At 72.3% G+C, this 26,335-nt stretch carries 20 protein-coding genes; 14 read left to right on the top strand and 6 right to left on the bottom strand.

Going from position 1 to position 26,335, the window contains the following annotated elements; translation table 11 throughout:
• Position 1: 1 nt before the first annotated feature.
• The 5 genes from pgsA (at position 2) to pspM (ending at position 3,530) form a co-directional block, all read left to right on the top strand.
• Entirely contained in the window at positions 2-556 is a 555-nt protein-coding gene (gene pgsA / locus OWR29_RS44855; protein WP_267569876.1) for a CDP-diacylglycerol--glycerol-3-phosphate 3-phosphatidyltransferase, read from the top strand.
• Positions 525-1,058, top strand: coding sequence for a CinA family protein (locus tag OWR29_RS44850; protein WP_438872738.1), 534 nt, complete (start codon positions 525-527; stop codon positions 1,056-1,058). The genes pgsA and OWR29_RS44850 overlap by 32 nt, the downstream gene beginning before the upstream one ends.
• 158 nt (positions 1,059-1,216) lie before the next feature.
• Positions 1,217-1,594 (top strand): helix-turn-helix domain-containing protein, encoded by a 378-nt coding sequence (locus OWR29_RS44845; RefSeq protein ID WP_267569776.1) that lies wholly within the window; start codon positions 1,217-1,219, stop codon positions 1,592-1,594.
• Between the two features lie 301 nt (positions 1,595-1,895).
• Positions 1,896-2,756 (top strand): PspA/IM30 family protein, encoded by an 861-nt coding sequence (locus OWR29_RS44840; RefSeq protein ID WP_267569774.1) that lies wholly within the window; start codon positions 1,896-1,898, stop codon positions 2,754-2,756.
• A 21-nt stretch (positions 2,757-2,777) separates the two neighbouring features.
• The gene (gene pspM, locus OWR29_RS44835) at positions 2,778-3,530 is read left to right on the top strand and encodes a phage shock envelope stress response protein PspM (RefSeq protein ID WP_267569772.1); all 753 of its coding nucleotides are present in this window, start codon (positions 2,778-2,780) and stop codon (positions 3,528-3,530) included.
• Here pspM and OWR29_RS44830 read toward each other — a convergent pair.
• On the bottom strand, positions 3,514-4,323 hold the full coding sequence (locus OWR29_RS44830) for a DNA-formamidopyrimidine glycosylase family protein (protein ID WP_267569770.1): 810 nt from the start codon (positions 4,321-4,323) through the stop codon (positions 3,514-3,516). The two genes, pspM and OWR29_RS44830, sit on opposite strands and share 17 nt — an antisense overlap.
• A gap of 3 nt (positions 4,324-4,326) precedes the next feature.
• Complete coding sequence (locus tag OWR29_RS44825; protein ID WP_267569769.1) at positions 4,327-7,104, bottom strand: AfsR/SARP family transcriptional regulator; 2,778 nt, start codon at positions 7,102-7,104, stop codon at positions 4,327-4,329.
• 67 nt (positions 7,105-7,171) lie between these two features.
• Between OWR29_RS44825 and OWR29_RS44820 the strand changes: the two genes are divergently transcribed.
• Positions 7,172-7,828 (top strand): hemerythrin domain-containing protein, encoded by a 657-nt coding sequence (locus tag OWR29_RS44820; RefSeq protein ID WP_267569767.1) that lies wholly within the window; start codon positions 7,172-7,174, stop codon positions 7,826-7,828.
• 75 nt (positions 7,829-7,903) lie between these two features.
• On the opposite strand, the gene OWR29_RS44815 is transcribed toward OWR29_RS44820, so the two are convergent.
• On the bottom strand, positions 7,904-8,683 hold the full coding sequence (locus tag OWR29_RS44815; RefSeq protein ID WP_267569766.1) for an SAM hydrolase/SAM-dependent halogenase family protein: 780 nt from the start codon (positions 8,681-8,683) through the stop codon (positions 7,904-7,906).
• An 84-nt stretch (positions 8,684-8,767) separates the two neighbouring features.
• Between OWR29_RS44815 and OWR29_RS44810 the strand changes: the two genes are divergently transcribed.
• The gene (locus OWR29_RS44810; protein WP_267569764.1) at positions 8,768-9,694 is read left to right on the top strand and encodes an LLM class F420-dependent oxidoreductase; all 927 of its coding nucleotides are present in this window, start codon (positions 8,768-8,770) and stop codon (positions 9,692-9,694) included.
• A gap of 658 nt (positions 9,695-10,352) precedes the next feature.
• The gene (locus OWR29_RS44805) at positions 10,353-11,234 is read left to right on the top strand and encodes a hypothetical protein (RefSeq protein WP_267569763.1); all 882 of its coding nucleotides are present in this window, start codon (positions 10,353-10,355) and stop codon (positions 11,232-11,234) included.
• 941 nt (positions 11,235-12,175) lie between these two features.
• Here OWR29_RS44805 and OWR29_RS44800 read toward each other — a convergent pair.
• Positions 12,176-16,717, bottom strand: a complete 4,542-nt coding sequence (locus OWR29_RS44800) for an ATP-dependent helicase (RefSeq protein WP_267569762.1) — start codon at positions 16,715-16,717, stop codon at positions 12,176-12,178.
• Positions 16,718-16,898: 181 nt separating this feature from the next.
• On the opposite strand from OWR29_RS44800, the gene OWR29_RS44795 reads away from it, so the two are divergent.
• From OWR29_RS44795 to OWR29_RS44770, 6 genes are all read left to right on the top strand, one after another.
• Positions 16,899-17,747, top strand: a complete 849-nt coding sequence (locus OWR29_RS44795) for a DUF4397 domain-containing protein (RefSeq protein WP_267569760.1) — start codon at positions 16,899-16,901, stop codon at positions 17,745-17,747.
• A 10-nt stretch (positions 17,748-17,757) separates the two neighbouring features.
• The gene (locus OWR29_RS44790) at positions 17,758-18,885 is read left to right on the top strand and encodes a class F sortase (protein ID WP_267569759.1); all 1,128 of its coding nucleotides are present in this window, start codon (positions 17,758-17,760) and stop codon (positions 18,883-18,885) included.
• 30 nt (positions 18,886-18,915) lie between these two features.
• Positions 18,916-20,631 carry a serine/threonine-protein kinase gene (locus OWR29_RS44785; RefSeq protein WP_267569757.1) on the top strand — a complete coding sequence of 572 codons (1,716 nt, stop codon included), beginning with the start codon at positions 18,916-18,918 and terminating at the stop codon, positions 20,629-20,631.
• Between the two features lie 110 nt (positions 20,632-20,741).
• Positions 20,742-22,034: a hemolysin family protein gene (locus OWR29_RS44780; RefSeq protein WP_267569756.1), complete on the top strand. Its 1,293-nt coding sequence runs from the start codon at positions 20,742-20,744 to the stop codon at positions 22,032-22,034.
• On the top strand, positions 22,031-23,086 hold the full coding sequence (locus tag OWR29_RS44775; RefSeq protein ID WP_267569755.1) for a hemolysin family protein: 1,056 nt from the start codon (positions 22,031-22,033) through the stop codon (positions 23,084-23,086). The genes OWR29_RS44780 and OWR29_RS44775 overlap by 4 nt, the downstream gene beginning before the upstream one ends.
• 66 nt (positions 23,087-23,152) lie before the next feature.
• The gene (locus OWR29_RS44770; RefSeq protein ID WP_267569753.1) at positions 23,153-24,163 is read left to right on the top strand and encodes a sporulation protein; all 1,011 of its coding nucleotides are present in this window, start codon (positions 23,153-23,155) and stop codon (positions 24,161-24,163) included.
• A 219-nt stretch (positions 24,164-24,382) separates the two neighbouring features.
• On the opposite strand, the gene leuE is transcribed toward OWR29_RS44770, so the two are convergent.
• Positions 24,383-25,039 (bottom strand): leucine efflux protein LeuE, encoded by a 657-nt coding sequence (gene leuE / locus OWR29_RS44765; RefSeq protein WP_267569752.1) that lies wholly within the window; start codon positions 25,037-25,039, stop codon positions 24,383-24,385.
• Positions 25,040-25,048: 9 nt separating this feature from the next.
• The gene (locus tag OWR29_RS44760; RefSeq protein WP_267569751.1) at positions 25,049-26,230 is read right to left on the bottom strand and encodes a bifunctional pyridoxamine 5'-phosphate oxidase family protein/GNAT family N-acetyltransferase; all 1,182 of its coding nucleotides are present in this window, start codon (positions 26,228-26,230) and stop codon (positions 25,049-25,051) included.
• Positions 26,231-26,335: the final 105 nt, after the last annotated feature.

Raw genomic sequence — 26,335 nt, 5'->3', positions numbered from 1 at the left:
CATGGCGAACGTTCTGACCGTGGTGCGCATCGTGCTGGTCCCGGTGTTCCTCGCCCTGGTGGTCTCGTCGCAGCTCACCGGCACCGGCGCCCGCATCGTCACCTGCCTGGTGTTCTGCGTGGCCTCGGCGACCGACTTCGTGGACGGCTGGATCGCCCGGCGCTGGTCGCTGGTCACCTCGTTCGGCAAGGTGGCCGACCCGATCGCCGACAAGGCCCTGACCGGCACGGCGCTGGTGCTGCTCTCTGTCTACGACCGGCTGCCCTGGTGGGTCACGGTTCTCATTCTCGTACGCGAGTGGGGGATCACCGGCCTGCGGTTCTGGGTGATCCGGTACGGCATCATCCCGGCCAGCCGCGGCGGCAAACTCAAGACGGTGCTGCAGATCGCGGCCATCGCCTGGTACCTGTGGCCCGTGCCCGAGCCGTTCGACGTGGTCGGTGTGGTGCTGATGGGCGCGGCCACGATCGTGACGGTCGTGACCGGTGTGGACTATGTGGTCGAAGCGTTGCGGCTGCGCCGGGATGCCCGGCGGGCGGCCCGCTCCGAAGAGTAAATTCGTCCTGGTGGGTCCCGACAACGCAGCCGCTGCGGCCGTGCACCGCCTGGTCGACCGGCACGAGACGTTCGCCACCGCCGAGTCACTGACCGGCGGCCTGGTCGCCGCGACAGTGGTCGAGATCCCGGGGGTCAGCGCGAATTACCGGGGCGGCTTCGTCGTCTACGCCACCGAGCTCAAGCACACGCTGGCCGGCGTGCCGCAAGACCTGCTCGACGAGCGCGGGCCGATCGACCCTGATGTCGCCGTGGCCCTGGCCCAGGGCGCCCGCGAGCGTTGCGGCGCCGACTGGGGTGTGGCGACGACAGGTGTGGCCGGGCCCGAACCGCAGGACGGCAAGCCGGTGGGGCTCGTCTACGTGGCGGTCGCCGGTCCGGCCGGCAGCCGGGTGCGCGAGCTCCGGCTCGAGGGAAATCGCGAGGCGATCCGCACTGAAAGTGTGACGAGCGCGCTAGTCCTGCTCTCAGAATGTCTCCAGGACGCTTCCGCAGCCGTGTGAGCTGGGGAATGTCCCTCTGACCGCAATGGTTGTACGAAAGCCCCGTTGTCGGGCCGCCCCGGAATTCGGCGGGGCGGTATGTCGGTCCGGCCGGCAGCGGGTACGGTTGCGGGAAGCCTCCGGCGTATGCCGGCGGCCCCGCCGCAGGAGGAGGTGCCATGGTCCTGCTACGCCGGGTCATCGGCGACGCACTAAGGGCGCGCCGGCAGGGGCAGCACCGCACGCTGCGCGAGGTGTCCACCGCCGCGAATGTCAGCCTGGGTTACCTGTCCGAGATCGAGCGCGGCCAGAAGGAAGCGTCCAGCGAGCTGCTCGCCGCCATCTGTGACGCTCTCGGTGCCCGCCTCTCCGAACTCCTCAGCGAGGTCAGCAGCACGCTGTCGCTCGCCGAGGGCATGGAGGGTGTGCTCGTGCCGGTCGATGAGAGCAAGGCGACCGACGGGGACGTCTCCGTCTCGGTCCGCCGTGAATCGCCGCTCAAGGCGACGCTGCACGCGACGCGCAAGCCGCAGCGCGACGTCGTCTACGCCGCATAAAACAAAGATCAACTGCCCGGGCCGGGTCCGCTTCCACGAGCGGGCGCGGCCCGATTTCTGTCCGGGGACTGTGGGATTGCTGTGACTCCTCGGGGTGGCTCCCTCGGGATCGACCCCGAGCCGGAGGAGCGCGTAGCCTCGTAGCGTGGGGGTCACCCTGAGATCCCCCCGAGGTCACGTGACGTCGGTGGCGTCGAGCTGACACGATGGCATGACACAACTGGTGACTCGCCATCGCGACAGCTCCTCGATCTGCGTCGGTGGCGGACCCGATAGAGCGACATTGAGGGGATACCGCGAAATGGCGAATCCGTTCGTCAAGGGCTGGCGTTACATGATGGCGCTCTTCGGCGCGAAGATCGACGAGTACGCCGACCCCAAGGTTCAGATCCAGCAGGCCATCGAGGACGCGCAGCGCCAGCACCAGGCCCTCGTGCAGCAGGCCGCGGCGGTGATCGGCAACCAGCGTCAGCTGGAGATGAAGCTGTCCCGTCAGATGGAAGAGGTCGAGAAGCTGCAGGGCATGGCCCGGCAGGCGCTCGTCCTGGCCGATCGGGCGCGCGCCGGCGGTGACGAGGCCGAGGCCCAGAAGTACGAGTCGACCGCGCAGACGCTGGCCACCCAGCTGGTCTCGGGCGAGCAGTCGATGGAAGACCTGAAGACGCTGCACGACCAGGCGCTCTCGGCGGCGGGCCAGGCCCGCAAGGCGGTCGAGAACAACGCCATGGTGCTCCAGCAGCGCATCGCCGAGCGCTCGCGCCTGCTGAGCCAGCTCGAGCAGGCCAAGATGCAGGAGACCGTGGCCAAGTCGCTCGAGTCGATGTCCTCGCTGGCCGCGCCGGGCAACACGCCCTCGCTGGACGAGGTGCGCGACAAGATCGAGCAGCGCTACGCCAACGCCATGGGCCGCGCCGAGCTGGCGTCCAACTCGGTCGAGGGCCGCATGCTCGAGGTGCAGAAGTCCAGCCTCGACCTGGCCGGCTCGTCCCGGCTCGAGCAGATCCGGGCCAGCATGGCCGGCGACAAGCTCGGCGCCGCCCCCACCCAGCCCGCGGTCGAGCAGTCCGGTGCGCCGGCGTCCGACCCGGCCAGCGTGGCCCGGCTCGACGAGATCCGCGCCAGCATGAACCAGAAGCGCGGCGACACGACGGCCGCCGGCTGACACACCTCAGGGAGGACGACGGTGGACGAGCGGACCAGATACTTCCGGCGGCTCAAGCGTCTGCGCAGCGGTGCGCGACGGTGGAGCGTGCTGGGAGGCGGACTGGCCGCGGCCACCGCCGTCCTCACTCCCTATCAGGGCATCGGCTGGGCCGACGCGATCTGGGCCGGCTCGGCCGGGGCGTCGATCGCGCTGGCCTGGTGGCGCTTCAGCGATCACCGTGAGCTGGCCGCCCAGCCGGCTCCGCCGCCACCCCCGCCCGCCATCGCCGGTGCGAAGCTGACCGCGGCGCTCGAGCGTTTCCCGGCCGGCCGCACGATGATGAACGAGGTGCGCCGGCAGAAGAACCGGTACGCGCTGCGCGGCTCGGCCATCACTCAGGCGTGGGACAGACTCGATGCGGCATCGTCCACTTTGACCGCTTTGTCGGGTCGGCTCACCGGTCCCGGTGAAGGCGCCATGCTCGAGGCCGCAGTGGCCGAGGAATGGCTGCGCGATCTGGGTCAGCGGGTGGCCAGCGTCGAACGGGCGCTGCCGCTCAGCCCGCCCGAGCAGCGGGCCGGCCTCACCGAGTCGCACGGCCTGCTGGCCGAGCAGTTCACCGAGGGCGTCGGGGCGTACGAGCGACTGGTCGCGGCGGCCGCCAGCTACGTCGCCGAGGACGGGCACCCGGTCACCGACGGCAAGCATCCGGCCTTCGCCAGCCTGGTCGACGCCACCGACAAGTTGCGCGGCGTGGCCGAGGGGCTCTCGGAGCTCAAGCGTCCGGCTTAGGTTCTTCCGGGCGGGGCTGGCATCTCGGACACCAGTAGGTGATGCGTTCGCCCTTTTCGTCCTTCTGGATCGCGGCGCCGCACCGGCGACAGGGCTGCGCGCGACGGCCGTACACATAGCTCGTCTGACCGCGCCGCAGCGAGCCGGTCGTCGTCTGGGTCCACCGGCCGCGATTCGAGGCCACCAGCTTCTGCGCCAGCCGCACGGTGCCGGGCAGATCGGCCACCTGAGCCACCGGCGTCCACGGCCACACCCCGCGCAGGAAAAGCGTCTCGGCCTTGTAGAGGTTGCCCACGCCGGCCAGGTTGCGCTGGTCGAGCAGGGCCTCGGCGATCGTCCGCTCCGGCTGCTCGGCGATGCGGCGTACGGCCTCGTCCACGTCCCAGTCCGCGCCCAGCAGGTCGGGGCCGAGATGGCCGACGTGCTGCTCCTCCTCGGCCGTCGGATAGAGCGCGAGCTCGTGCAGGTGATAGCCGACGGCGACCGAGCGCCGCGTGCGCAGCACCACCCGGATGAGGTACGCGGGCCGGCCGGTCCAGCGTTCGCCCGGGGCGTACGCCCGCCAGGCGCCCTCCATGCGCAGGTGCGAGTGGAGAGTGAGCGGCTTCTCGCCGTCGCGGGTCAGGCGCAGCAGCAGGTGCTTGCCGCGGCTGGCCGACTCGGCGACCGTCCAGCCGCTCAGGTCGGCCGTGGCCAGCTGGGGCACGCGGAAGTCGGAGCCGGTCAGCACGTCGCCCTGGAGGGCCTTCTCCAGCACGCGCGCGGTGTTCCAGACGGTATCGCCCTCGGGCATGCCTCAATCCTGCCCCGGTGAGGGCTCGAGAAACGACATCATCCCGGCCTCGTCCACTCCGGCGGCCACGTTCGCGGCGGACGCCATGTCGGATTCGCTCAGAAGCGTGGCCAGGGCGGCGGTGCGGACCGGGTCCGCGGTGTCCGGGTCGAGGCCGCGGCGGGCGGCCAGGCGCCGGACGGCCGTGAGCATGGCGGCGGCGTCCCGCTTCCTTCCCGTACGGGCCAGGGCGTAGGCCGCGGTGTGCAGTCCGCCGAGCACGTTGCCGACGTCGTCCTCCTCCCCGAAGCGGGCCAGCGACCGCCGCAGGACGGCCAGTGCCTCAGCCGCCCGCGCAATCCGCCTCGGTTCGTCCTTGCCGCCACCTGCGTCGCCTGCGTCGTCGTCCAGCAGCAGAGCTCGGGCCAGCAGCAGGTCGCTCATGGCGGCCGTCCACATCTGCTTCAGGGCGACCGCCCTCTCGCCGGCCTCGGCCAGCACGCGCCGCCCCTCGGCCAGCCGGCCCGAGCCGGACAGGGCGGCGCCCAGCGACATCGAGGCCGCCGGCACGATCCACTCCTCGCCGATGCGCCGCGCGTGCGCCATCGACCGCCGCGCCGGCTCGACGCCGCCCTCGAAATCGCCGCGGAACGTCCAGTACAACGACTCGTAGTAGGCGGCCTGCGCGGCCAGGATCTCGCCCTCGTGGTCCCGGTGATCGCGCAACAGCTCCAGGCCGGCGTAGAGATCGTCGGTCGCGTCTAGGTCGCCGATCATGTAGCGCAGCATCGACATGCTGATGTGGGCTCGGGCCCGATCGGTGGCGGGCGCGTCCGGCACCGCCGCCAGTGCCGCGCGCAACAGAGGCAGGCCCTCGGCGGCGAGCCCACCCCGGAACCAGAACCACTCCAGCAGCCCCGCCGTGCGCAGCGCCGCAGCCGGCCGGACGGCCAGGTCGTGCCCGATGCCGGCCCGCAGGTTGGGCAGTTCGCGGTTGAGCACCCGGATGGCGTGGGCCGAATGCTCACCCCGCAGCAGCGGCGCCTGATGCTCGACCAGACCCCGCACCCAGGCCGCGTGACGCTCCAGGCTGCTCGCGGGGTCGGAGTCGTGCTTACGGCAGTACGCCCGCACGATCTCGAGCAGGCGGTAGCGCGCCGGCGAGACCGTCGTGTCGGCCACCACCACGGAGCGGGCCACCAGCGCCGACAGAACGTCCAGATCGTCCTCGACGGCGGACAGCGGAAAACCGCCCTCGTACGGCCACAGGCGCAGCAGCAGGGCTCGGTCGGCCGGGCCGAGCAGGTCGACGCTCCAGGCCACGGCGGCCTCCAGCGTCTCGTGCGGCGTCAGGGCGCCCCGCGGCGCCGGGCCGAGCTGCGGGAACCGGTCGCGCAACATCTCGAGCAGATCGGCCAGGCCGAGCACCCGGGCGCGGGCCGCCGCCAGTTCGAGCGCGAGCGGGATGCCGTCGAGCGCCGCGGCCAGACCGGTCAGAGTCCGAGCCTCGGCCGCGCTGGGCCGCCAGCCCGGCCGGACCGCGGTGATCCGGTCCGTGAGCAGTGCGACCGCGTCGGCCGCGGGCAGTGGCGCCACCGGCAGCAGCCGCTCACCGTCCACCCCCAGCGGCTCGCGGCTGGTGGCCAGCACCCGCAGCCGCGGGCACCGGCTGAGCAGATCGAAAGCGATCTCGGCCGCGGCCGCCACGACGTGCTCGCAATTGTCGAGCAACAGGAGCCCGTCGGCGTCACCCAGAGCGGTCGCGATCGCTTCCGCACTGCCACCACGGACACCCATCGCCGCGGCGACGGCGGCCGTCACGAGCGCTGGGTCGGTGACGTCGGCCAGCCGCGCGAACCACGAGTCCTGCCCGGCCGCGTGCTCGATCGCCAGCCGGGTCTTCCCCGCGCCACCCGGCCCGACCAACGTGACCAGGCGACCGGCACGGAAACAGCCGTCGGCGGCGCCGGGTCCCGCCGAGGGCTCGGGGGAGGTGAGTTGGGTCAGTGCGGCCAGTTCGGTGCTCCGGCCGAAGAAGTGCGACAGCGGGCGTACCGCGGGAATTGGCCTTGCCGTCAGCAGCAGACCCGGATCCTGGGCGAGCAGGCGGCTCTCCAGGGATTGCAGCGCCGGCCCGGGGTCGATCCCGAGATCGTCGGCGAGTCTTTCCCGGACGCGTCGCAGGGCGGCCAGCGCGTCGGCCTGCCGCCCGCTGCGGTAGAGCGCCAGGATCAGCAACTCCCACCGGCGCTCGCGGTAGGGCTGGTCGTGGGTCGCCGCCTCCAGCTCGCCGGTCGCGCCCGGGGCGTCGCCGCCGGCCAGCCGGGCCGCCAGCCTTTCCTCGACCGCCACCGCCCGCAGCTCGTCGAGGCGGGTGCGGGCCGGGGTGTCCGGCAGATCCGCGTACGCGTCACCCCGCCACCGTCCCAAAGCGGTGTCCAGACTCCGCAGAGCCTCGGCCGGGCGCTCCTGATTGAGAAGGTCACGGCCCCGGCGTACGTCGGTGGCGAACCGGGCGGCGTCGGTGTCGTCGACCGTGAGCCGGTAGCCGTCGCCGGCCCGTTCCAGTGCTCTCCGGCCCACGGCTCGTCGCAGGCGGGACACGTACGCCTGCAGGGAATTGCCGGGTTGGGCGGGAGCTTCGCCGCCCCAGATCGCCTCGGCCAGAGCACCCTCGCTGACGGGCCGGCCCTCGGCGGCCAGCAACGCCGTGACGAGCCGGCGCGGCAACGGCCCGCCCAGGTCGGCCACGACGCCGTCCACCTCGATCTCGGTGGCCCCGAGCACCTTGCCGATCAGCACGGGTCCGAGCATAGGAGTGCAGACCGCCTGCAAGCAGTCTGCAAGTCGACCTTGCGAGTGTGCGTTCATGACAACCACGCACACCGACACCTGGGACATGGTGCTGGTGCACCGGGTCTTCCGGCGCGAGTTCCGCATCATGCCCGCGCTCGTGCGGGCCGTCCCGCCGGGCGACACCGCCCGCGCCGATGTGCTCGGCGAGCACCTGGCCAACGTGGCCGCCGGGCTGCACCACCATCACACGACCGAGGACGAGATGGTCTGGCCGCTGCTGCTCGACCGGGCCCGCCCGCACACCGATCTGGTCAACCGGATGGAGGCGCAGCACGAGCGGCTGCACGAGCCGCTGGCCCGGATCGACGAGCTGCTGCCGCGCTGGCGGGCGTCGGCGGCCGCCGAGGACCGCGACGCCCTGGCCGAGGTGATCGCCCAGGCCTCGGTGGCGCTGGACGAGCACCTGGCCGACGAGGAACGCGAGATCCTGCCGATCATCGAGCAGCACCTGACGCCGGCCGAGTGGCGAGCGGTCGGGGAACGCGGCAAGGAGTCGATTCCGCCGGGCAAGATGGCGCTGGTCTTCCTGGGCGCGATTCTGGAGGAGGCCACACCCGTGGAGAAGAAGCGCTTCCTGGCCGAGCTGCCGGTTGCCGCCCGTGTTCTGTGGCGGCTGGCCGGGGCTCGGGTCTACGGCGCGGCGCGCGACCGGGTGCGCGTCACCGCCTGACGGGGCCGGTCATTGCCGGACGGCCGGGGCCGGTCATTGCCGGACGGAGACCTTGACGATGGCGCCCGGGGCCGGTCATTGCCGGACGGACACCTTGACGATGTCGCCCGGAGTCACCGAGAGGACGACGACGGCGCGGCCGTTGTTGACGGCGATCGCGACGTGGCCGGCCGAGTCCTCGAACACCAGCAGGTCGCCCTTGCCCACGTCGGCGAAGGTGGCGCCGCGGCGGGCGTTGACCGTGCCGTTGATCACCAGGTCGGCCCCCAGGCCGCGCAGCGTCTCGCCGGTCGCGGCCAGCTGCACGTTGCCGAACCGGTCGACGGTGAGTACTTCCGCCTCGAGCCAGCCGTCGCCCACAGTGACGACGGGATCGGGCAGGCGGACGAGGGTGCCCTTGTCGATCTCGGGGCCGGTGTCGGACAGCGAGGCGCCCACGGCGAGCCGGGCGGCGGCCGGGGCGAAGACGTCACGGCCGTGGAACGTGCTCGAGACCTCTTCCTTCACGCTGATCTCGTGGGCCGCCTCGATGCCCCCGAGCGCTTCGGCGGCCCAGATGAGCAGGCCGTTGTCGGGTCCGACGAGCAGGCCGTGGGGGGTGGCGAGGACGACGCCGCGGCGGGCCGTGCCCACGCCCGGGTCGACCACGGCGACGTGCACGCTGGGCGGCAGGTGGGGCGCCGTCTGGGCCAGCACGGCGGCGCCGCGGGCCACGTCGGCCGGCGGGACGTGGTGCGTGATGTCGATGACGCGCGCCTGAGGCGCGACCTTCGCGATCGACCCGTGACACGCCGCGACGAAGCCGTCGAACGTTCCGTAGTCGGTGGTGAGGCTGATCCATTCATACCCGGCCATGGTGAGAAACGTTACTGCCTTGCTACGGATCGTGTGTGGCAGGTTCCCCCGGGCGCGCCGCGCGCGTTCTGGCAGGGTTGAGGCATGCGTCTCGTGATCTTCACCGAGCCCCAGCAGGGGGCAAGCCACGACGACCTGCGCAAGCTCGCGCAGGCCGCCGAGGCCAGTGGCTACGACGGCTTCTTCCGCTCCGACCACTTCCTCACGATGGGCGGCGACGGCCGGCCCGGCCCCAGCGACGCCTGGCTGACGCTGGCCGCGCTGGCCGTGCAGACGTCCCGCATCCGGCTCGGCACGCTGGTGACCTCGGCGACCTTCCGGCTGCCGGGCCCGCTGGCCATCGCGGTAGCGCAGGCCGACCAGATGAGCGGCGGCCGCATCGAGTTCGGCCTGGGCGGCGGCTGGTTCGAGGCCGAGCACACCGCGTACGGCATCCCGTTCCCGCCGGTGGGCGAACGCTTCGACCGCCTCGAGGAACAGCTCGAGATCATCACCGGCCTGTGGGCCACCCCGGCCGGCCACACCTACGACTACCAGGGCAAGTTCTACCAGCTCAGCGACTCCCCGGCGCTGCCCAAGCCGGCCCAGTCGCCCCGCCCGCCGGTCATCGTCGGCGGCCACGGCAAGAAGCGGACGCCCAACCTGGCCGCCCGCTTCGCCGACGAGTTCAACGTCCCGTTCGCCAAAATCGAAGGCGTAGCCCCCACCTACGACCGTGTCCGCGCAGCCGCAGCCGCCATCGGCCGCACAGAGCTGCCCACGTTCTCCGCCGCCGCGATCCTCTGCGTAGGCCGCGACGACGCCGAGGTCCGCCGCCGAGCCGCCGCGATCGGCCGCGAGGTGGACGAAATGCGCGAGAACGGCGGCGTAGTCGGCACACCCGCTCAGGCCGTAGAAATCATCAAGGCGTACGCCGAGGCCGGCGCCACCCGCCTCTTCCTGCAAACCATGGACCTCAACGACATCGACCACATCGAGCTGGTCGCGGCCGAGGTCGCCCCCCAGCTCTAACACGAGTTCCCTCGGCCGCAACCACCGGCTCGCAGCGACCGGCTCGCGGCGACCGGCTCGCGGCGACCGGCTCGCGGCGACCGGCTCGCAGCGGCCGGCTCGCAGCGGCCGGCTCGCGGCGACTGGCTTGCAGCGGCCGGCTCGCGGCGACTGGCTCGCGGCGACTGGCTTGCAGCTACCGGCCTGCGGCCACCGGCCCGCAGCTACCGGCCTGCGGCCACCGGCCCGCGGCTATCGGCCTGCGGCCGAGGACCAACTCGATGCCCCGCCCAATGATCGCCTCATCCCGGTCCGGCCCGACCGGCTCCATCTCGCCCGCCCGTTGCGCGCGCTCTTGCCGACTCGCTCTGTTCGTGCCGGCCGAGTCTCGACGCGCGTGCTGAGTGGGGGTCGAACGGCGGACGACGAAGGTAGGCAAGGTCGCCTATTCTTCAAGGTCGAGTTCGTCGGCGGCCGGCCTTTCGGCGGTCGGGTTCGTCCAGGGCCGGACTGTTCACGGTTGGGCTGTCAGGCGGGCGGGTTCTCCGATGACCGGGCATCCGGCGGTTGGCTTCGATGGCCGGGCATCCGGCGGCCGGGCATTGGGTGTTGCGCAATGGGCCGTCGGGTTTCGGTGGCCGGTCTTTCGGCGGCGGGTGAGTGAGACGGGAGCGGCTGGTTGACGGGGTCACGGGTTTACGTCGCGCGGGACGCGGCGGCCACCGTCATCTCCCGGGAAAGGCTGCCGATGGCCCGCGCCCGGCTCGTCGACCGGTCGTGGACGGCGCTGGTCGAGGTGACGGTCCCGGACGTCCGTGAGCCCGACGAAGAGCGGAAGTACGGCGGCGCGAGCTGGATCGTCGTGCCTCCACTGGCGGCCGGCGCGATCGCAGCTTCGCTGGGAGCAGCTGAGATCGGTATCGCAGTCGCGGCCGTGGCGTTCTTCGGCGTGGCGTACGTCGAGCCAGTCATTCGCCGCCGCTGGCAGGCCCGGCGTTCCCGTCCCGCCCCGGTCAGCGCCAACATCCTCACCGCAGCCGCCGAGCGCGTCGCCTTCGACGAAGCCGTCCGCCTGGCCGACGCGGTCAGCGCGACCTGGCCCCGCCTGGGCTCCTTGATCGACACCGCCGAGGCCGAGCCGATGCTGGCCGAAGCCGTGTGGGAGATCTCGAGCGTCCTGACCCGGCGCCAGAAACTCTCCCGCGTGCTCGCCGAGCTGAGCCGCCCCGACTTCGCAGCCCAGTCCCCGTCCGACGAGACGGCCCTGGAGCTGCACAACCAACGACAGGCAACCGAGCAGGCCCTCACAACGCTGGAGGCCGACTTGTCGCAGCGCATGTCCAACCTGCGCCGAGCCGAACAAGCCGGCCAAGCCTTCATCCGCGAGGACGAGATGCGCCGCGCGATCAGCCAAGCCAAGGAAACCCTGGGCTCGCCCGACCCCACCCCCTCCGCCCTCACCCCGGCTGACCCCGCCGCCGACCTGGCCAACCAAACGCGCTCAGTGCTCGACGCCTACCGCGAACTAACCGCAGGCCTCCACACCGACCCCCCGTCCTGAACCGCCCCGCCCAAGGGCCCGGCGACCCCAGCCCCACTGCGAGACCGCGCTCAGCCCCACTGCGAGGCCGCGCCCAGCCCCGCAGGCAGGCCGCGGTTAGCCTCACTGCGAGGCCGCGCTCAGCCCCGCATGCAGGCCGCGCTCAGCCCTACTGCGAGGCCGCGCTCAGCCCCGCAGGCAAGCCGCGCTCAGCCCTACTGCGAGGCCGCGCTCAGCCCCGCATGCAGGCCGCGCTCAGCCCCGCATGCAGGCCGCGCTCAGCCCCGCATGCAGGCCGCGCTCAGCCCGTGCAGGTAGGCCGCGCTTAGCCCCGCAGGCAGGCCGCCTCCAGCCCCGCTGCGAGGCGACGCTTAACCCCGCATGCAGGCCACGCTCAGCCAGTCCCGTGCAGGCAGGCCGCGCTCAGCCCCGCACTCAGGCCGCCTCCAGCCCCGCTGCGAGGCGACGCTTAACCCCGCATGCAGGCCACGCTCAGCCAGTCCCGTGCAGGCAGGCCGCGCTCAGCCAGTCCCGTGCAGGCAGGCCGCGCTTAACCCCGCATGCAGGCCACCCTCAATCCCGTGCAGGCAGGCCGCGCTTAGCCCCGCATGGCGACCCGTTCACCCCCGCAAGAACGGTCGCGCAGGAAAGCCGCGCGCAGAGCGCGGGCACGTTCGTGCTCAACGCCCGCACTGAGGTCGCGCAGCCTGTGGGAAGGTTGCCCGCAGCCCGCAGCCCGCAGCCCGCAGCCCGCAGCCCGCAGCCCGCAGCCCGCAGCCCGCAGCCCGCAGCCCGCAGCCCGCAGCCCGCAGCCCGCAGCCCGCAGCCCGCAGCCCGGCGGTGCTAAGCCCCGAAGGGGCCTTGCCCAACCCAGGTGTGACGAGCCAGCCCCAAACTCCGGCCGCCGACGCCCTCGCCGGGGCCGGGCCGACGTCGCACCAGCGCCCACGAGGGATGCCCGATCATCCGCGCAAGCGCAACCCCCTTGGTGTGGCTCGGAAGCCGGCCGCCGTGAGGGCGTCGCGCAGCGGGGAGGCGTGGACGGAGTCGCCGTCGGCTCGTTCGACGGACATCGGGCCCAGGGCGCCCGAGCGTACCGAGGCCGCGAGCGCCTCGCCCGCCGCGATCAGGGCCTCGGGATCGTCTACGAAGGACAGCAGGGTGCGGCCGCCGCGTTCGACGTAGAGGATGAGGTCGCCCGACACCTGCACCACCAGGGCTCCCGCCTTGCGGCCGGCGCGGTGGCCGGCCTTGGCCACCGGCTCGCCGTCGCCGCTGTCGATGATGCGGTCGGGCCAGGGCAGCGCCGCGCCGTAGGGGTTGGCCGGGTCGGTGGCCGCCAGTACGACGGCGGTGGCGCCGGTGCGTTTGGCCAGTTCGGCCGGCTCGGCCAGCGCGCGCAGACGGTCGACCGCGCCCGGCACCGCGAACTGGGCCGCCCCCAAGCCTTCGACGAAGTAGCCGCGCCGGGCCGCGCCCCTCTCTTCGAGCGCGCCGAGCACCGGATAGACCCCGGCAAAACCGCCGACCGGACCCTCGGACATGACCGCGCCCCGGGTGACCACACCGTGGCGTTCGAGCAGCAGGTCGGCCAGCGCGGCGGCCCGCCGGGTCGGGTCGAGGTCGCGGGCGGGCAGGCGGGACCAGCGACCGGCCATGTTGGACGGTCCGCTCCGTGACGGCAGCGCCGCCCGGCCGGGACGTCGATAGCGGGTGCGCGCGGGCGCCGCCTTGGCCCGGTGGGCGCCGCTGCCGCCGAGCAGGGCTCGCAACGGTGCGAGCGTGTCGTTGGTCAGGTGGCCGGCCCACACGAGATCCCACACGACGGCCGCCAGCGCGGTGTCGTCGGTCGACTTGACCCGGTCGGACAGCGCGCGGAAGAACAGCGCCTGCCCGTCGTCGAGCGCGTCGAGCACCGACTGATGCAGCGGGGTGGCCGCGAACTCTTCGTCGGGCGGGGGCAGCAGCAGGGGAGCGCTGTCGGCGTAGGCCAGGGTGATCCACCCGTCGTTGTTGCCGATCGAGCCCGAGCCGGCCCACAGCAGGTCGCCGCCGCCGGTCAGCTCGTCCAGCATCGGGGGCGCGTAGTCGGCCACCCGGGCCGGCAGCACCAGCCTCTCCCAGGCCGAGGCGGGCACCGCGATGCCCTGCAGCTGCTCGATCGAGGCGGCCAGCGCGTCGATGCCGCGGGCGTTGCCGCCGATCTGGTGCCAGCGCGGCAGGAACGCGGCCAGCACCCGCGGCGGCACCGGCTCGATCTCGCGGCGCAGCGCGGCCAGCGACCGCCGCCGCAGCATGCGCAGCACTTCGGCGTCGCACCACTCGTTGCCGGCGCCACCGGGCGAGAATTCCCCCGAGGCAACCCGCCCGGTCGCGGCGAGCCGCTTGAGCGCCTGCTCGACCACGAAGACGCCGAGCCCGAACCGGGCCGCGCAGGTGGCCGCGGCGAACGGCCCGTGGGTGCGGGCATAGCGGGCCACCAGGTCGCCCAGCGGGTCGGCGACCGATTCCAGGTAGGCCTCGGGGATGCCGACCGGCAGTGCCACCCCCAGCGCGTCGCGGTAACGCCCGGCGTCGTCGATGCCGATCCAGCGTTCCTCGCCCGCCACCCGGATGCGGATGGCGCGGCGGGACGCTTCCAACGTGGACAACCACGCCTCGTCGACGGCCCGGGCGGCCAGGTCGACGGGGGAGAGGTCACCCAGCAGGCGAAGCAGCTCGGCCGCGTCCTCGGCGTCGCGTGGCTGCCGCTGAGTGGTCAGCCACTGCAGCTGAGCCTCGGTCTCGCCGACCACGTCGGGGTCGAGCAGCTCGCGCAGGTCGACCCGGCCCAGCAGTTCGCCGAGCAGGGTGGCGTCGAGGGCGAGGGCAGCGGCCCGCCGCTCGGCCAGGGGGGCGTCGCCCTCGTAGAGGAACGCGCCCACGTAGCCGAAGAGCAGGCTGCGCGCGAATGGCGACGGCCTCGGGGTCTCGACCTCGATCAGGCGCACCTTGCGGCCGGCCAGCTCACGCATCAGCCCGGTGAGACCGGGCAGATCGAACACGTCCTGCAGGCACTCACGGGCCGCCTCGAGCGTGACCGGGAAGTCGGCGTACTCACGGGCCACGTCGAGCAGCTGGGCCGACCGCTGCCGCTGCTGCCACAGGGGCTGGCGGCGGCGCGGGTCGCGGCGGGGCAGCAGCAGCGACCGGGCCGCGCACTCGCGGAAGCGGGAGGCGAACAGCGCCGACGTGCCGACCGATTCCTCGACCAGCTGGGCGATCTCTTCCGGGTCGAAGGCCACCAGGTCGGCGCCGGGCGGTTCCTCGGCCGTGTCGGGCAGGCGCACCACGATGCCGTCGTCGGACGGCATCACCTGGCCGTCGACGCCGTAGCGCTCGGACAGCCGCCGGGCGATCGCCAGCGACCACGGCGCGTTGACCCGGGCCCCGAGCACACAGTGGACGGTCATGCGCCAGTCGCCCAGCTCGTCGCGGAACCGCTCGACCACGATGGTGCGGTCGTCGGGCAGGTTGCGGGTCGCCTCGCGCTGCTCGCGCAGGTAGGCCAGCAGGTTGCCGGCGGCCCACTCGTCGAGGCCCGTCTCGCGCAGGGTGGCCGTGGCCTTCTCTTCGTCGGCGCGGCTCAGCGAGCGCAGCTGCGCCCCGATGGCCCGGCCCAGCTCGATCGGCCGGCCGGGGGAGTCGCCCTTCCAGAACGGCATCTTGGCCGGGGCGCCGGGAGCGGGGGAGACGAGCACCCGGTCGGGGGTGATGTCTTCGATGCGCCACGAGGTGGAGCCGAGCAGGAACACGTCGCCCACGCGGGACTCGTAGACCATCTCTTCGTCGAGCTCGCCGACCCGGGACGCGCGCTCCGACCCGGCCAGGAAGACGCCGAACATGCCCCGGTCGGGGATGGTGCCGCCGCTGGTGACGGCGAGCCGCTGAGCGCCGGGCCGGCCGGTCAGCTCGTCGGTGCCTCTGTCCCACACCAGGCGGGGGCGCAGCTCGGCGAAGGCGGTGGAGGGATAGCGGCCCGAGAGCATGTCGAGCACGGCGTGCAGGGCCGACTCGGGCAGCTCGGCGAAGGGCGCGGCCCGGCGGACCAGGGCCGCCATCTCGTCGACCTGCCACGCGTCGAGCGACACCATGGCGACGATCTGCTGGGCGAGCACGTCGAGCGGGTTGCGCGGGTAATGCAGCTCTTCGATCGCGCCGGCGGTCATGCGGTCGGCCACCACGGCGCAGGAGACCAGGTCGCCCCGGTGCTTCGGGAAGACCACGCCGCGCGACACCGCGCCGACCTGGTGGCCGGCCCGGCCGATGCGCTGCAGGCCGGCCGCGACCGAGGGCGGCGCCTCGATCTGCACCACGAGGTCGACCGCGCCCATGTCGATACCGAGCTCGAGGCTGGAGGTGGCCACCACGGCCGGCAGGACGCCCGACTTCAGCGCCTCTTCGATCTGTTTGCGCTCCTCACGCGAGACGCTGCCGTGGTGGGCGCGGGCCACGACCGGGGGCGCGCCGCCGGCCTGACCCGCCTGGGCCATCATCTGGGCCGGCGGCTTCGTGCCCTCGGCCGGCGCCTCACCGGCCCGCTCGGCGGCCAGCTCGTTGATGCGAGCGCACAACCGCTCGGCGCCGCGGCGGGAGTTGGTGAAGACGATCGTGGACCGGTGGCTCTGGATGAGGTCGAGCACCCTTTCCTCGACCGCGGGCCAGATGGACGGGGTGTTGCGGCCGGCGCCGGGATCGTCGGGGTCGACCTCGGGCACCTCGTCGAGACGGGTCATGTCTTCGACCGGCACCTCGACGGCGACCTCGATGGTCTTGGCGGTGGGAGGCTGGACGATCTCGACGTCGTTCGCGCCGCCGAGGAAACGCGCCGTCTCGTCGATCGGGCGGACCGTGGCCGACAGGCCGATGCGCTGGGCCGGGCGGCCGAGCAACGCGTCCAGCCGCTCGAGGGAGAGAGCCAGGTGAGCGCCGCGCTTGGTGGCGGCGACGGCGTGCACCTCGTCGATGATCACCGTCTCGACGCCGCGCAGCGATTCGCGGGCGGCCGAGGTGAGCAGCAGGAACAGCGACTCGGGAGTGGTGATCAGGATGTCGGGCGGGGTGCGGGTGAACAGGCGCCGCTCGTCGGCCGGGGTGTCGCCGGTACGCATGGACACGGTGATGTCGGGCGGGGTGATCCCGAGGCGGCCGGCGGCCTGACGGATGCCGGTGAGCGGGGCCCGCAGGTTGCGTTCGACGTCGACCGCCAGCGCCTTGAGCGGGCTGACGTAGAGGACCCGGCACCGGCGCTTCGGATCCTCGGGGGCGCCCTCGCGGGCCAACTGGTCGAGCGACCACAGGAACGCGGCCAGGGTCTTGCCGGAGCCGGTCGGGGCCACCACGAGCGCGTTGCGCCCGGCGCCGACCGCCCGCCACGCGCCGGCCTGAGCGGCGGTGGGCGCGGCGAAGGCCGCGGTGAACCACTCACGGGTGGCCGGACCGAACTGCTCCAACACTTCTGTCACCTCACCATGCTCTCTCGGGGGTATGACAAAAACTGAATACCCGCGTAATGGTCATCCGGGCACGGGTCGGACGTCCGGCCAGCGGAATTTCTTGACGAGCCGGACCATGGTGCGATCGAGTGGCGGATGGATATACATGGGCGCCACTTAGTTGCTGAGCTTCATCGATGAAGGAGGCACCGTGTCCCTCCCGATCCGGCAGTTGCGGCGCCTCGGCGCCGCCGCGGCGGCGCTGACGATCGTCGCCCTCGGCTCGACGCCCGCGCATGCGGCGGCGGGCGACGGCTACGTGCGGCTGGCCCACCTGTCGCCCGACACCCCGGCGGTCGACGTCTATCTGAAGTCCGACACCGGCGCCGTCGAGCCGCAGACCTTCAAGGCCGTCGCCTATGGCGACATGTCTCGTTACCTGCGCCTGCCGGCCGGCGCCTACCAGGTGGCGATGCGCAAGGCGGGCGCGCCCGCGAGCGAGAAGCCCGTGATCACCACGCAGGTCAGCGTGGAGAACAAGGGCGCCTACACCGTCGCCGGGGTGGGCCGCTTCGCCGACCTGGGCCTGCGCGTGCTCAAGGACGACCTGCGCCTGCCCGACCCGGGCAAGTCGAAGGTGCGCATCATCCAGGCCTCGGTCAAGGCGCCGGTGCTCGACGTGGCCGGCAAGAACGGCACCACGATCGCGGATGGCGTCGAGTTCGCCACCACCACGGCCTATCGCGAGGTCAAGCCGGGCAAGTGGAGCGTTGAGGTCGAGCCCACGGGCGGTGGCCGCGCGAGCGAGCTGCCGTGCACGCTCGGCGCGGGCAGCGTCTATTCCCTGGTGGTGCTGGACGACGACGCCGGCGGCCTCAAGCCCGAGCTGCACGTCGACGCTGAACGGCAGGGCACGGTGCCGCTGGGCAGCGTCGCCACCGGCGTGGGCGGCACCAGCCCGGGTTCGCCGCTCACGGGTGTCCTGATCACCGGACTCGCGGCCGCCCTGGTGACCGGGGGGCTCGTGATCGTGTTGCGCCGACGGCTCCGGGCGGTCTGAGAGGCTCGCGGTGCCAGCCGACGACACCGACACCCCGCTGATCGTCCGCGTGCCCACCAGCCCGCAGGCCCTGGCGGCGACCACCGAAGGCAACGTTCCCCGGCCGGCCGATCCCGTCGACGACGAGGGGGTCGCCTGGGTCGCCCGGGGCGTTGCCAAGATCGTCAAGCCGGGGCCGGTGCGGGCGCGCGCGACCGTGCCGGGTGCCCTGTCGATCCCACGGCCCAAGCCCAGCCGGAAGCTCCGGCTGGGCCAGGCGGCCATGCCCTTCCCGCGGCGCGTGTTCCCCCACGCGGAACCCGAGCCGGAACCGGAGGAACAGCCGGTGCAGCCGCCGGCCCTGCGGGCACCCATCCCCGCGGCCGCCGGCGCCGAATCAAGTGTGATCATGGATGCTCCCCTCGCTGACGGCACGAGTCTCCCGGCCGCCCCACCGCCGGACCAGCTACCGAAGGAGGGGTCTCACCCCGTACGAAAGAAGGGGTTGATCCTGCCTCTCGTCGCTGCCACAGTGGCTGCTGTCGCGGCCGGCGCCGGGTACCTGGCCGTGACAGATCATCAGGAGAGCGACCTCGGCCGCTGGGCCGCCCTGCCCACAGCCGAGGCAACCAGCGCCGGAGCAACTGGCGCCGCGGCAACCGGCACGAGCTCCGCGGGCCGCCCGGCCGGCGACCCGTTCGGCAGCGTCGCCGCCGCGCCCACCGGCCCCCCGACCAGGCTCCGCATCGGCGCCATCAAGATCGACACCCCGCTCGAGACGCTGCGGATCGGCGGCGACGGCGCCCTGCAGCCGCCCAAGGCCTTCGCCAAGGCGGGCTGGTACGCCGGCGGCACCGCCCCCGGCGACACCGGCCCCGCCGTCATCGCCGGCCACGTCGACTCGAAGACCGGGCCGGCCGTCTTCTACCGGCTCCGCGAGCTCGCGACCGGCGACCGCGTCGACGTCGTGCGCGGCGGCAAGTCGCTGAGGTTCACGGTCACGGCAATCCGCTGGTATCCCAAGACCGAATTTCCGACCGAGGAGGTGTACGGCCCGACCCCGGACAGGCAGCTGCGGCTCATCACGTGCGGTGGCGTGTTCGATCGATCGCTTCGGTCCTATCGCGACAACCTGGTGGTCTACGCGGTGGCCGGGTGACCGTGATTCCGCCGGCGGGGAGGCCGACTTATGGTTGAGATCGAGTCGACGGGTGGGGGCGGGATGGCGGTCGCACGCATGCTCGTCGCCGGTCGGTATCGCCTGGGCGAGCCGGTCGGCTCCGGCGGCATGGGCCGGGTCTGGCTGGCCCGTGACGAGATGCTCGACCGCGACGTCGCGGTCAAGGAGTTCGTCCCGCCCGAGTGGATGACCGACGAGGAACGCGCCCGGTTGCGTGATCGCACCCTGCGCGAGGCCCGCAGTGCCGGCCGCCTCAACCACCCGCACGTTGTCCGCATCTACGACGTCGTGCACTTCGAGGGCCTGCCCTGGATAGTCATGGAGTACGTGCCGTCGCGCTCGCTGCACCAGGTGATCCACGAGGACGGCCCGTTCTCCCCGGCCACCACCGCCCGCATCGGCGTCGCCCTGCTCGACGCGTTGCGGGCCGCCCACGCGGCCGGCGTGCTGCATCGTGATGTGAAGCCGCACAACGTTCTCATCGGCGACGACGGCCGCGTGGTGCTGACCGATTTCGGTCTGGCCACCTTTGTCGACGACGGTTCGGTCACCGGGCCCGGCCTGGTGGTCGGCTCGCCGCAGTACGTGTCTCCGGAAAGAGCCCGCGACGGCACGTCGACGCCCGAGTCCGACCTGTGGTCGCTGGGTGCGACGCTGTACGCCGCGGTCGAGGGTCGTTCGCCCTACGCCCGTGAGAACGCCATGTCCACGCTGATGGCCCTGGCCACCGAGGAGCCGGACCCGCCGTCCCGGGCCGGCATGCTGGGCCCGGTGCTGACCGGGCTGCTGCGGCGCGAGCCGCGGGAAAGGCTGACGGCGATCGAGGTCGAGCGCCGCCTCCGCATGATCGTCTCGGTGACCCCGGCCCCGCCCCGGGTGCCTTCGCCCCGGGCCGCGCGAGCCATGATCGCGTCCGAGGTTGATCAGTCGGCCGCCGTGCGGTCGTCGGTGGCTCCGGGCGTCGATGTGCTGTCGCAGCCGCTCAAGCCGGGTCCGCCGTCACCCGTACGCACCAAGAACCACCACCCCCGCCCGGCCCTGGTCGCTGCCGGTCTCGCCCTGGTCGCTGTGCTCGGCGTCGGTGGCATTCTGGCCGGTTATCTGGTGCGTGACGACACCCCGGCGGCCGCCCCACCACCCAGCGCTGCCACCGCCCCGACCTCGGCGTTGTCCCCGGCCCAGGCCGCCGCCACCGGCTTCTCCGCGGCCGTCTGCACCGCTCCCGAGCCGAGCGGGCTCCCGGCCGCACCTCAGCCCAACGCGGTGCGCGAGGTGGCCGGCTTGGCGCTGATGTCCGGCTGGTCCTACCTCAGCGACGGCTCCGGCTTCCTCATGCCGGTGCCCGACGGCTGGACCTATCAGCGGGTCGGCACGTCGTTCTGCCTGCGTGACCCGGTCGGCGACACCGTGATGAGCCTCGACACCGGCCGCAACCCGGCCGGTGACCCGGTGCGGGCCTGCCGGGCCGAGGCGACGCGGCTCGTTCAAGCGGGCGCACTGCCCGGCTATGAGGAGATATACATCGAAAGACGGCCTTTGCTCAACAAAGCCGCGGACTGGGAATACCGGTACGACCTGAACGGCACGCGAATGCACGCCCAGACCCGCTGGTTCGTGAAGGGCGGCAAGGGTTACGCGATCACCTGGGCCACCCGCGACTTCGACTGGACCGGCGACGCGGCAAAGATCAACATGGTGCTGACCTCGTTCTACGCGAAAAGCTAGATCGCCTGACTCACAGCGTTCGTACAGCCTTCGCTGATATCGTTCTGCGTCATGATCGGCAGTAGTAGTCAGCCGGGCTCGGCCCGGCTCCCCGTCAGATCCCTCCTGCCGTGTTGATCCTCACCGGCTTCCTCCTGGTGCTCGTGGTGACCGCTGTCACCGGCTATTTCGTCGCGCAGGAGTTCGGGTACGTCGCCGCCGACCGAGGTCGCCTGCGGCGCGACGCCGAACAGGGCGACCAAGCCGCCGCCCGCGCCCTGAAGGTCACCGAGCGCCTCTCCTTCGTTCTGTCCGGCGCGCAGCTCGGCATCACCGTGACTGCGCTGCTCGTGGGTTACGTGGCCGAGCCCTTCCTGGGTGAGGGCTTCTCGGCGCTGCTCGGCGGCGCCGGCGTGCCCACCGCGGTGAGCCTGCCCATCTCGGTCGCGTTGGCCCTTCTCATCGCCACGGTCGTGCAGATGGTGCTCGGCGAGCTGGCGCCCAAGAACCTCGCCATCGCGCGGGCCGAGACCCTGGCCAAGGCGCTCAGCCGCTCCACACTGATGTATCTGACCGTTTTCGGCCCGATCATCCGGCTCTTCGACCGGACGGCCGCGGGCCTGCTGCGCCGCATCGGCATCGAGCCGATCGAAGAGCTGCCCGAGGGTGCCACCGAGGAGGACCTCGAGCAGATCATCCGCGAGTCGCGGGCCAACGGCGGTCTCGACGCCGAGCTGTCCACGCTGCTCGACCGCGGTCTCGACTTCCGCGGGCGCACGGCCGCCGAGGCGATGATCCCGCGCGTCGACGTGCACACCATTCCGGCCACCGCCAGTGCGGCCGACGTGGTTGCTCTGCTCGACACGCATCGCTCTCGTTTTCCCGTACGAGGTGACGAGGTCGACGAGATCGTCGGTGTCGTCAGCATCGCCGACATCCTGGCCATCGCGCCCGCCGACCGTTCGTCGGTGCCCGTCTCGTCGGTGATGTCGGCGCCCATCCTGGTTCCGTCCTCACTGCGGCTGCCGGCCGTGCTCGAGCGGCTGCGCTCGGCCCACCGCCAGCTCGCGTGCGTGGTCGACGAGTTCGGCGGCTTCGCCGGCATCATCACGCTCGAGGACATCGCTGAGGAGCTGGTCGGCCAGATCCGCGACGAGGACGACGAGGCCGAGCCCGCCCCGGTGCGCCAGCCCGACGGCTCGTGGCTGGTGCCGGCCCGCTGGCGGATCGACGAGATCACCGACGCCACCGGCGTCGACCTGCCGGTCGGCGACGACTACGAGACGGTGTCCGGCCTGGTGCTGGCCCGGCTCGGGCGGGTGGCCCAGGCGGGCGATTCGGTCACTCTCGACGGCGGGTCCCTTTCCGTACGCGTGGAAAGCGTCGACCGGCACGTCCCCCTCACGGTTCGGATCTCACGATGAACGCCCTCTGGGTCACGTTGCTGCTCATCGGCAACGCCTTCTTCGTCGCCGCCGAGTTCGCGCTGGTGGCCAGCAAGCGGCACCGGCTGGAACAGTCGGCGGCCAACGGCAGCCGGGCGGCCAAGGCGGCGCTCGACGGCACCAGAGAGCTGTCGGTCATGCTGGCCGGCGCTCAGCTCGGCATCACGCTGTGTTCGCTGGGCCTCGGTGCGCTGGCCGAGCCGTCGCTTGAGCACCTGTTCGGCCCGGCCCTGCACGCGCTGGGCCTGCCCGATGTGGCCAGCCACGTCATCGCGTTCCTGCTCGCCCTGATCATCGTCACGTTCCTGCACCTGGTGATCGGCGAAATGATGCCGAAGTCGTGGGCCATCACCCACCCGGAGCGCTCGGCCATCCTGCTGGCGTTGCCGTTCCGCATGTACGCCCGGATAGTCGGGCCGGCCCTGCGGGTGCTCAACGCCATGGCCAACGCGGCGCTGAAGCCGTTCGGCGTGCACCCCCAGGATCAGCTGGCTCAGGCCCACGGCCCGGCCGAGATGCGCATCCTGCTCGACCGCTCGCGGGCCGAGGGCCTGATCGAGGCGGAGCAGAGCGAGCTGCTGACCAGCGTGCTCTCCCTGGCGTCGCTGCCGGTGCGAGAGGTCATGCTGCCCACCGAGCAGCTGGTGTCGGTGCCGCGGTCGGCTTCGGTGGCCGACATCGAGCTGGGCTCGCTGACCAGCGGCCGGTCGCGGCTCGCGGTCACCAGCGATGGCGGCCGGGTGGTCGGCGTCGTGCACGTCCGTGAGGCGGTCCGGGCCAGCGCGGCCGGGCGCGCCGCGACGGCCGGCGAGTTGATGGAGCCCGCCTTCCTCATGGACTGCGGCGTCAACGTGGTCGAGGCGGTGGCGAACCTGCGGGCCGGCCGCACCCAGCTGGCCATCGTCACCACCGCCGGGCCGTCCGGGACGGTCGAGCAGGTCGGCTTCGTCGCCCTCGAAGACCTGTTGGAGCAGGTCATCGGGCGGTTCGACGACGAGACCGACGACCTGCCGGCCACCACCGGCGTCTGAGGCGCCCCCTCGTCCAGCAGTGCATGTTCAAGCCACCCCATCGTCGATTCAAGGAGGAATGACCCGGTGGTTTTCAAGAAGATGATGCGCGCCTTCGGCGTCGGCGGGCCGACCGTCGACACCGTGCTGGCCAACCCGAACACGCGGCCCGGTCTGGCCCTGGAGGGTCAGGTGCGGATCGCCGGCGGTGACCACGACGTCGCCATCGACGGAGTCGTGCTGGGCCTGGTGACCCGGGTCGAGTCGGAGCACGGCGACAACCTCATCGAGTTCCACCGGCTGCCGGTCGCCGGCGCCTTCCAGCTGCGCAAGGGCGAGCAGCGCGACCTGCCGTTCTCGTTCCCGATGCCTTGGGAGACGCCGATCACCGACGTCTACGGCCAGCGGCTGCACGGCATGACGATGGGCCTGCGCACCGAGCTCGCCGTGGCCAAGGCCGTCGACAAGGGCGACCTCGACCACGTGGCGGTGCACCCGCTGCCCGCTCAGGAGCGGATCCTCGACGCCTTCGCGCGGCTGGGCTTCCGCTTCAAGAGTGCCGACCTCGAGCACGGTGCGATCTACGGCGTGCGTACGACGCTGCCGTTCTACCAAGAGATCGAGTTCTACCCGCCGCCGCAGTACGCGGGCGCCATCAACGAGGTCGAGGTGACCTTCATCGCCGACCCGCAGGGCGTCGAGGTGGTTCTCGAGTTCGACAAGCGCGGCGGTTTCCTGGCCCCCGGCCACGACTCGTACGGCCGATTCCGGGTCTCGCACGCCGACGCGGACACGACCGACTGGGCGGCCGTCGTGGAGCAGTGGGTCTCCGAGGCGGCGGGCCGCTACCAGGGCCTGCGCGCGGCCGGCGGCTTCGGCGGGCACGGCGCTCCGGGTTACGGCGCCTCGGGCTACGGCGGCCACGGTGGCTACGGGCACGGCGGCCACCACGGTCACTACCGCCGGGGCCACGGCGGCGGCATGGGCATGGGCGCGATGGCCGCGGGCGTGGCCGGCGGTGTCGTCGGCGGCATGATCCTCGGCGAGGCCATGGAAGAGGTCTTCGAGGACGACGGCGGCGACTTCGAAGAGGAGTGACTTACCCCGGCCGTGCGCTCCACTGGGGCGGATCGCACAGCCACCCGCGGGCGGTTCTGCTTCGGCAGGGCCGCCCGCGGCATTTCCGCCGCACATCGTTCGCGGTCGGTTCGCTGCGGTCAGCCGACGGCGGCGGGCCCGGTTTGGTGCGGTCAGCCGACGGCTCCAGGCCCGGTTTCGTGCGGTCAGCCGAAGGCGGTAGGGACTGGTTCGGTGCGGTCAGCCGACGCTGGCGGTGGCCAGCTTGATGCTGAAGCCGACGAACAGGGCGCCCACCCCGGCCGCCGCCCCCGCGGCGAGCCGCCGGCGGCGCTGGAACTGACCGGCCAGGAAGCTGCCGCTGAAGATCAGCGCCGTCAGATACAGCGCGCTGAACAGCTGGACCACCGCGCCGAGGATCAGGAACGACAGCGCCGGGTGGGCGTAACCGGGCTCGACGAACTGGATGAAGAACGACACGAAGAACAGGATCGCCTTCGGGTTGAGCAGGCTGATCACGGCCGCCCGGCGGAACGGGTTGCGCAGATCGGCGGGTTCGTCGACAGCCGCCGTCGCCGACGGGGCCGAACCGCGGTTGCGCCACTTGCGCCACGCGCCGCGGACGATGCCGAAGCCGACCCACAGCAGGTAGGCCGCCCCCGCGTACTTGATGACCAGGAACAGGGGCGGGTAGGTGCGCAGCAGCGAGGCCGCGCCGGCCGCCGACAGCACCATCAGCACGGCGTCGCCGAGGAACACCCCCGCCGCGGCCTGGTAACCCGCGCGCACCCCGCGCCGGGCCCCGACCGAGAGCACGTAGATCGAGTTGGGCCCGGGCAGCAGGATGATCGCCAGCGTGCCGATGACGTACGTCCAGAAGTCGGTTATGCCCAGCACTTTCCCCTCCTAGCCGGCGGTCAGTCTTTCCCGCAGCTTCTGACCAGCGGCGGGCCATTCGTCGACGGTCAGGCCGAACACTACGGTGTCGCGCCACGAGCCGTCGGGCCGCTGCTTGTGCCGCCGCAGCACCCCCTCACGCACCGCGCCGAGCCGGGCGATCGCCTGCTGGGAGCGCTCGTTGCGGATGTCGGTGTACCAGGAGACCCGCTCGGCCTTCAGCTCGTCGAAGGCGTGCGTGAGCAGCAGCAGCTTGGCCTCGGTGTTGACCCCGGTGCGCCACCAGGGCCGGCCGACGATCGTGTGGCCGATCGCCAGGGCGCGCCGCTCGGGGTCGATGTCGTGATAGCTGGTCATGCCGAGCACGCGGCCGGTGGCCGGCTCGACCTGGGCCCACGCGACCTGGCTACCGGACCACCGAGCGCCCAGCAGCCGGGTCAGGTAATCGCGCATCGCCTCGACCGTCCGCGGGCGAGTGGTCGGCATGTGCTGCCAGACCTCGTCGTCGCCCAGCGCCTCGACCAGCCCGGCCGCGTGGCCGAGGGTCAATGGCTCGAGCCTGACGTGCCGGCCGGTCAGCGGCACGGGCGCGGCCCAGGGCAGCTCGCTGCCCGGCAGGTACGCCGGCAAGGCGGCCGATACACCGTCGGCCGCCGCGGGCGGGCCGAACACCTGCCGTACGGGAAGAACGCCGGCCCAGTGCGGGAGCGAGAGATCGTCCTCGTCGTCGATCACGCCGCCGGAACGGGCCCGGGCCGACACCTCTCGCAGTTCGAGAGCGAGCACGCTGGTCTCGGCCATCTCGCGCTTGTTCGGCGGGCGGCTGTCGGCGGCGCGGCCGGCGCCCACCTTGTCGACCAGGGCCGCCATCGCGGCCTTCTTCTCGTCGGGGTCGGTGACCAACCGCGCCGGGCCGTGCACGACCACCGAACGGTAGTTGGCGCTGTGGTGCACGTGGGAGCGGGCGTAGACGATGCCGTCGAGCAGGGTGACGCTGACCGCGACCGGCACCTCGCCGTGCCGCACGGTCAAGCCCATGCGGCCGCCGGACGAGCCGTGCAGATACAGCGTCTCGCCCACGCGGACGTGCAGGGTCGGCAGCACCCGGGGCTCACCGTCGGCCACGAAGCCGACCGTGCAGTCGTACGCCTCGTCCAGAATGGCGTGCGCGAGCGCGCGATCGTAGTGCATGCGATCGCGATAGCGGGTGGCCGTCGTGCGGCTCGTCCGTGGATAGGAGTCGGACATCGGGCCCTCCCAGCCGGCTTGCTTTCGTTCTTGTGCTAGTACAGAATC

The sequence above is a fragment of the Paractinoplanes pyxinae genome, assembly GCF_026626335.1.
GTDB classification, from domain to species: Bacteria; Actinomycetota; Actinomycetes; order Mycobacteriales; family Micromonosporaceae; genus Actinoplanes; species Actinoplanes pyxinae.
This window is presented reverse-complemented; position numbering and strand designations above follow the sequence as displayed.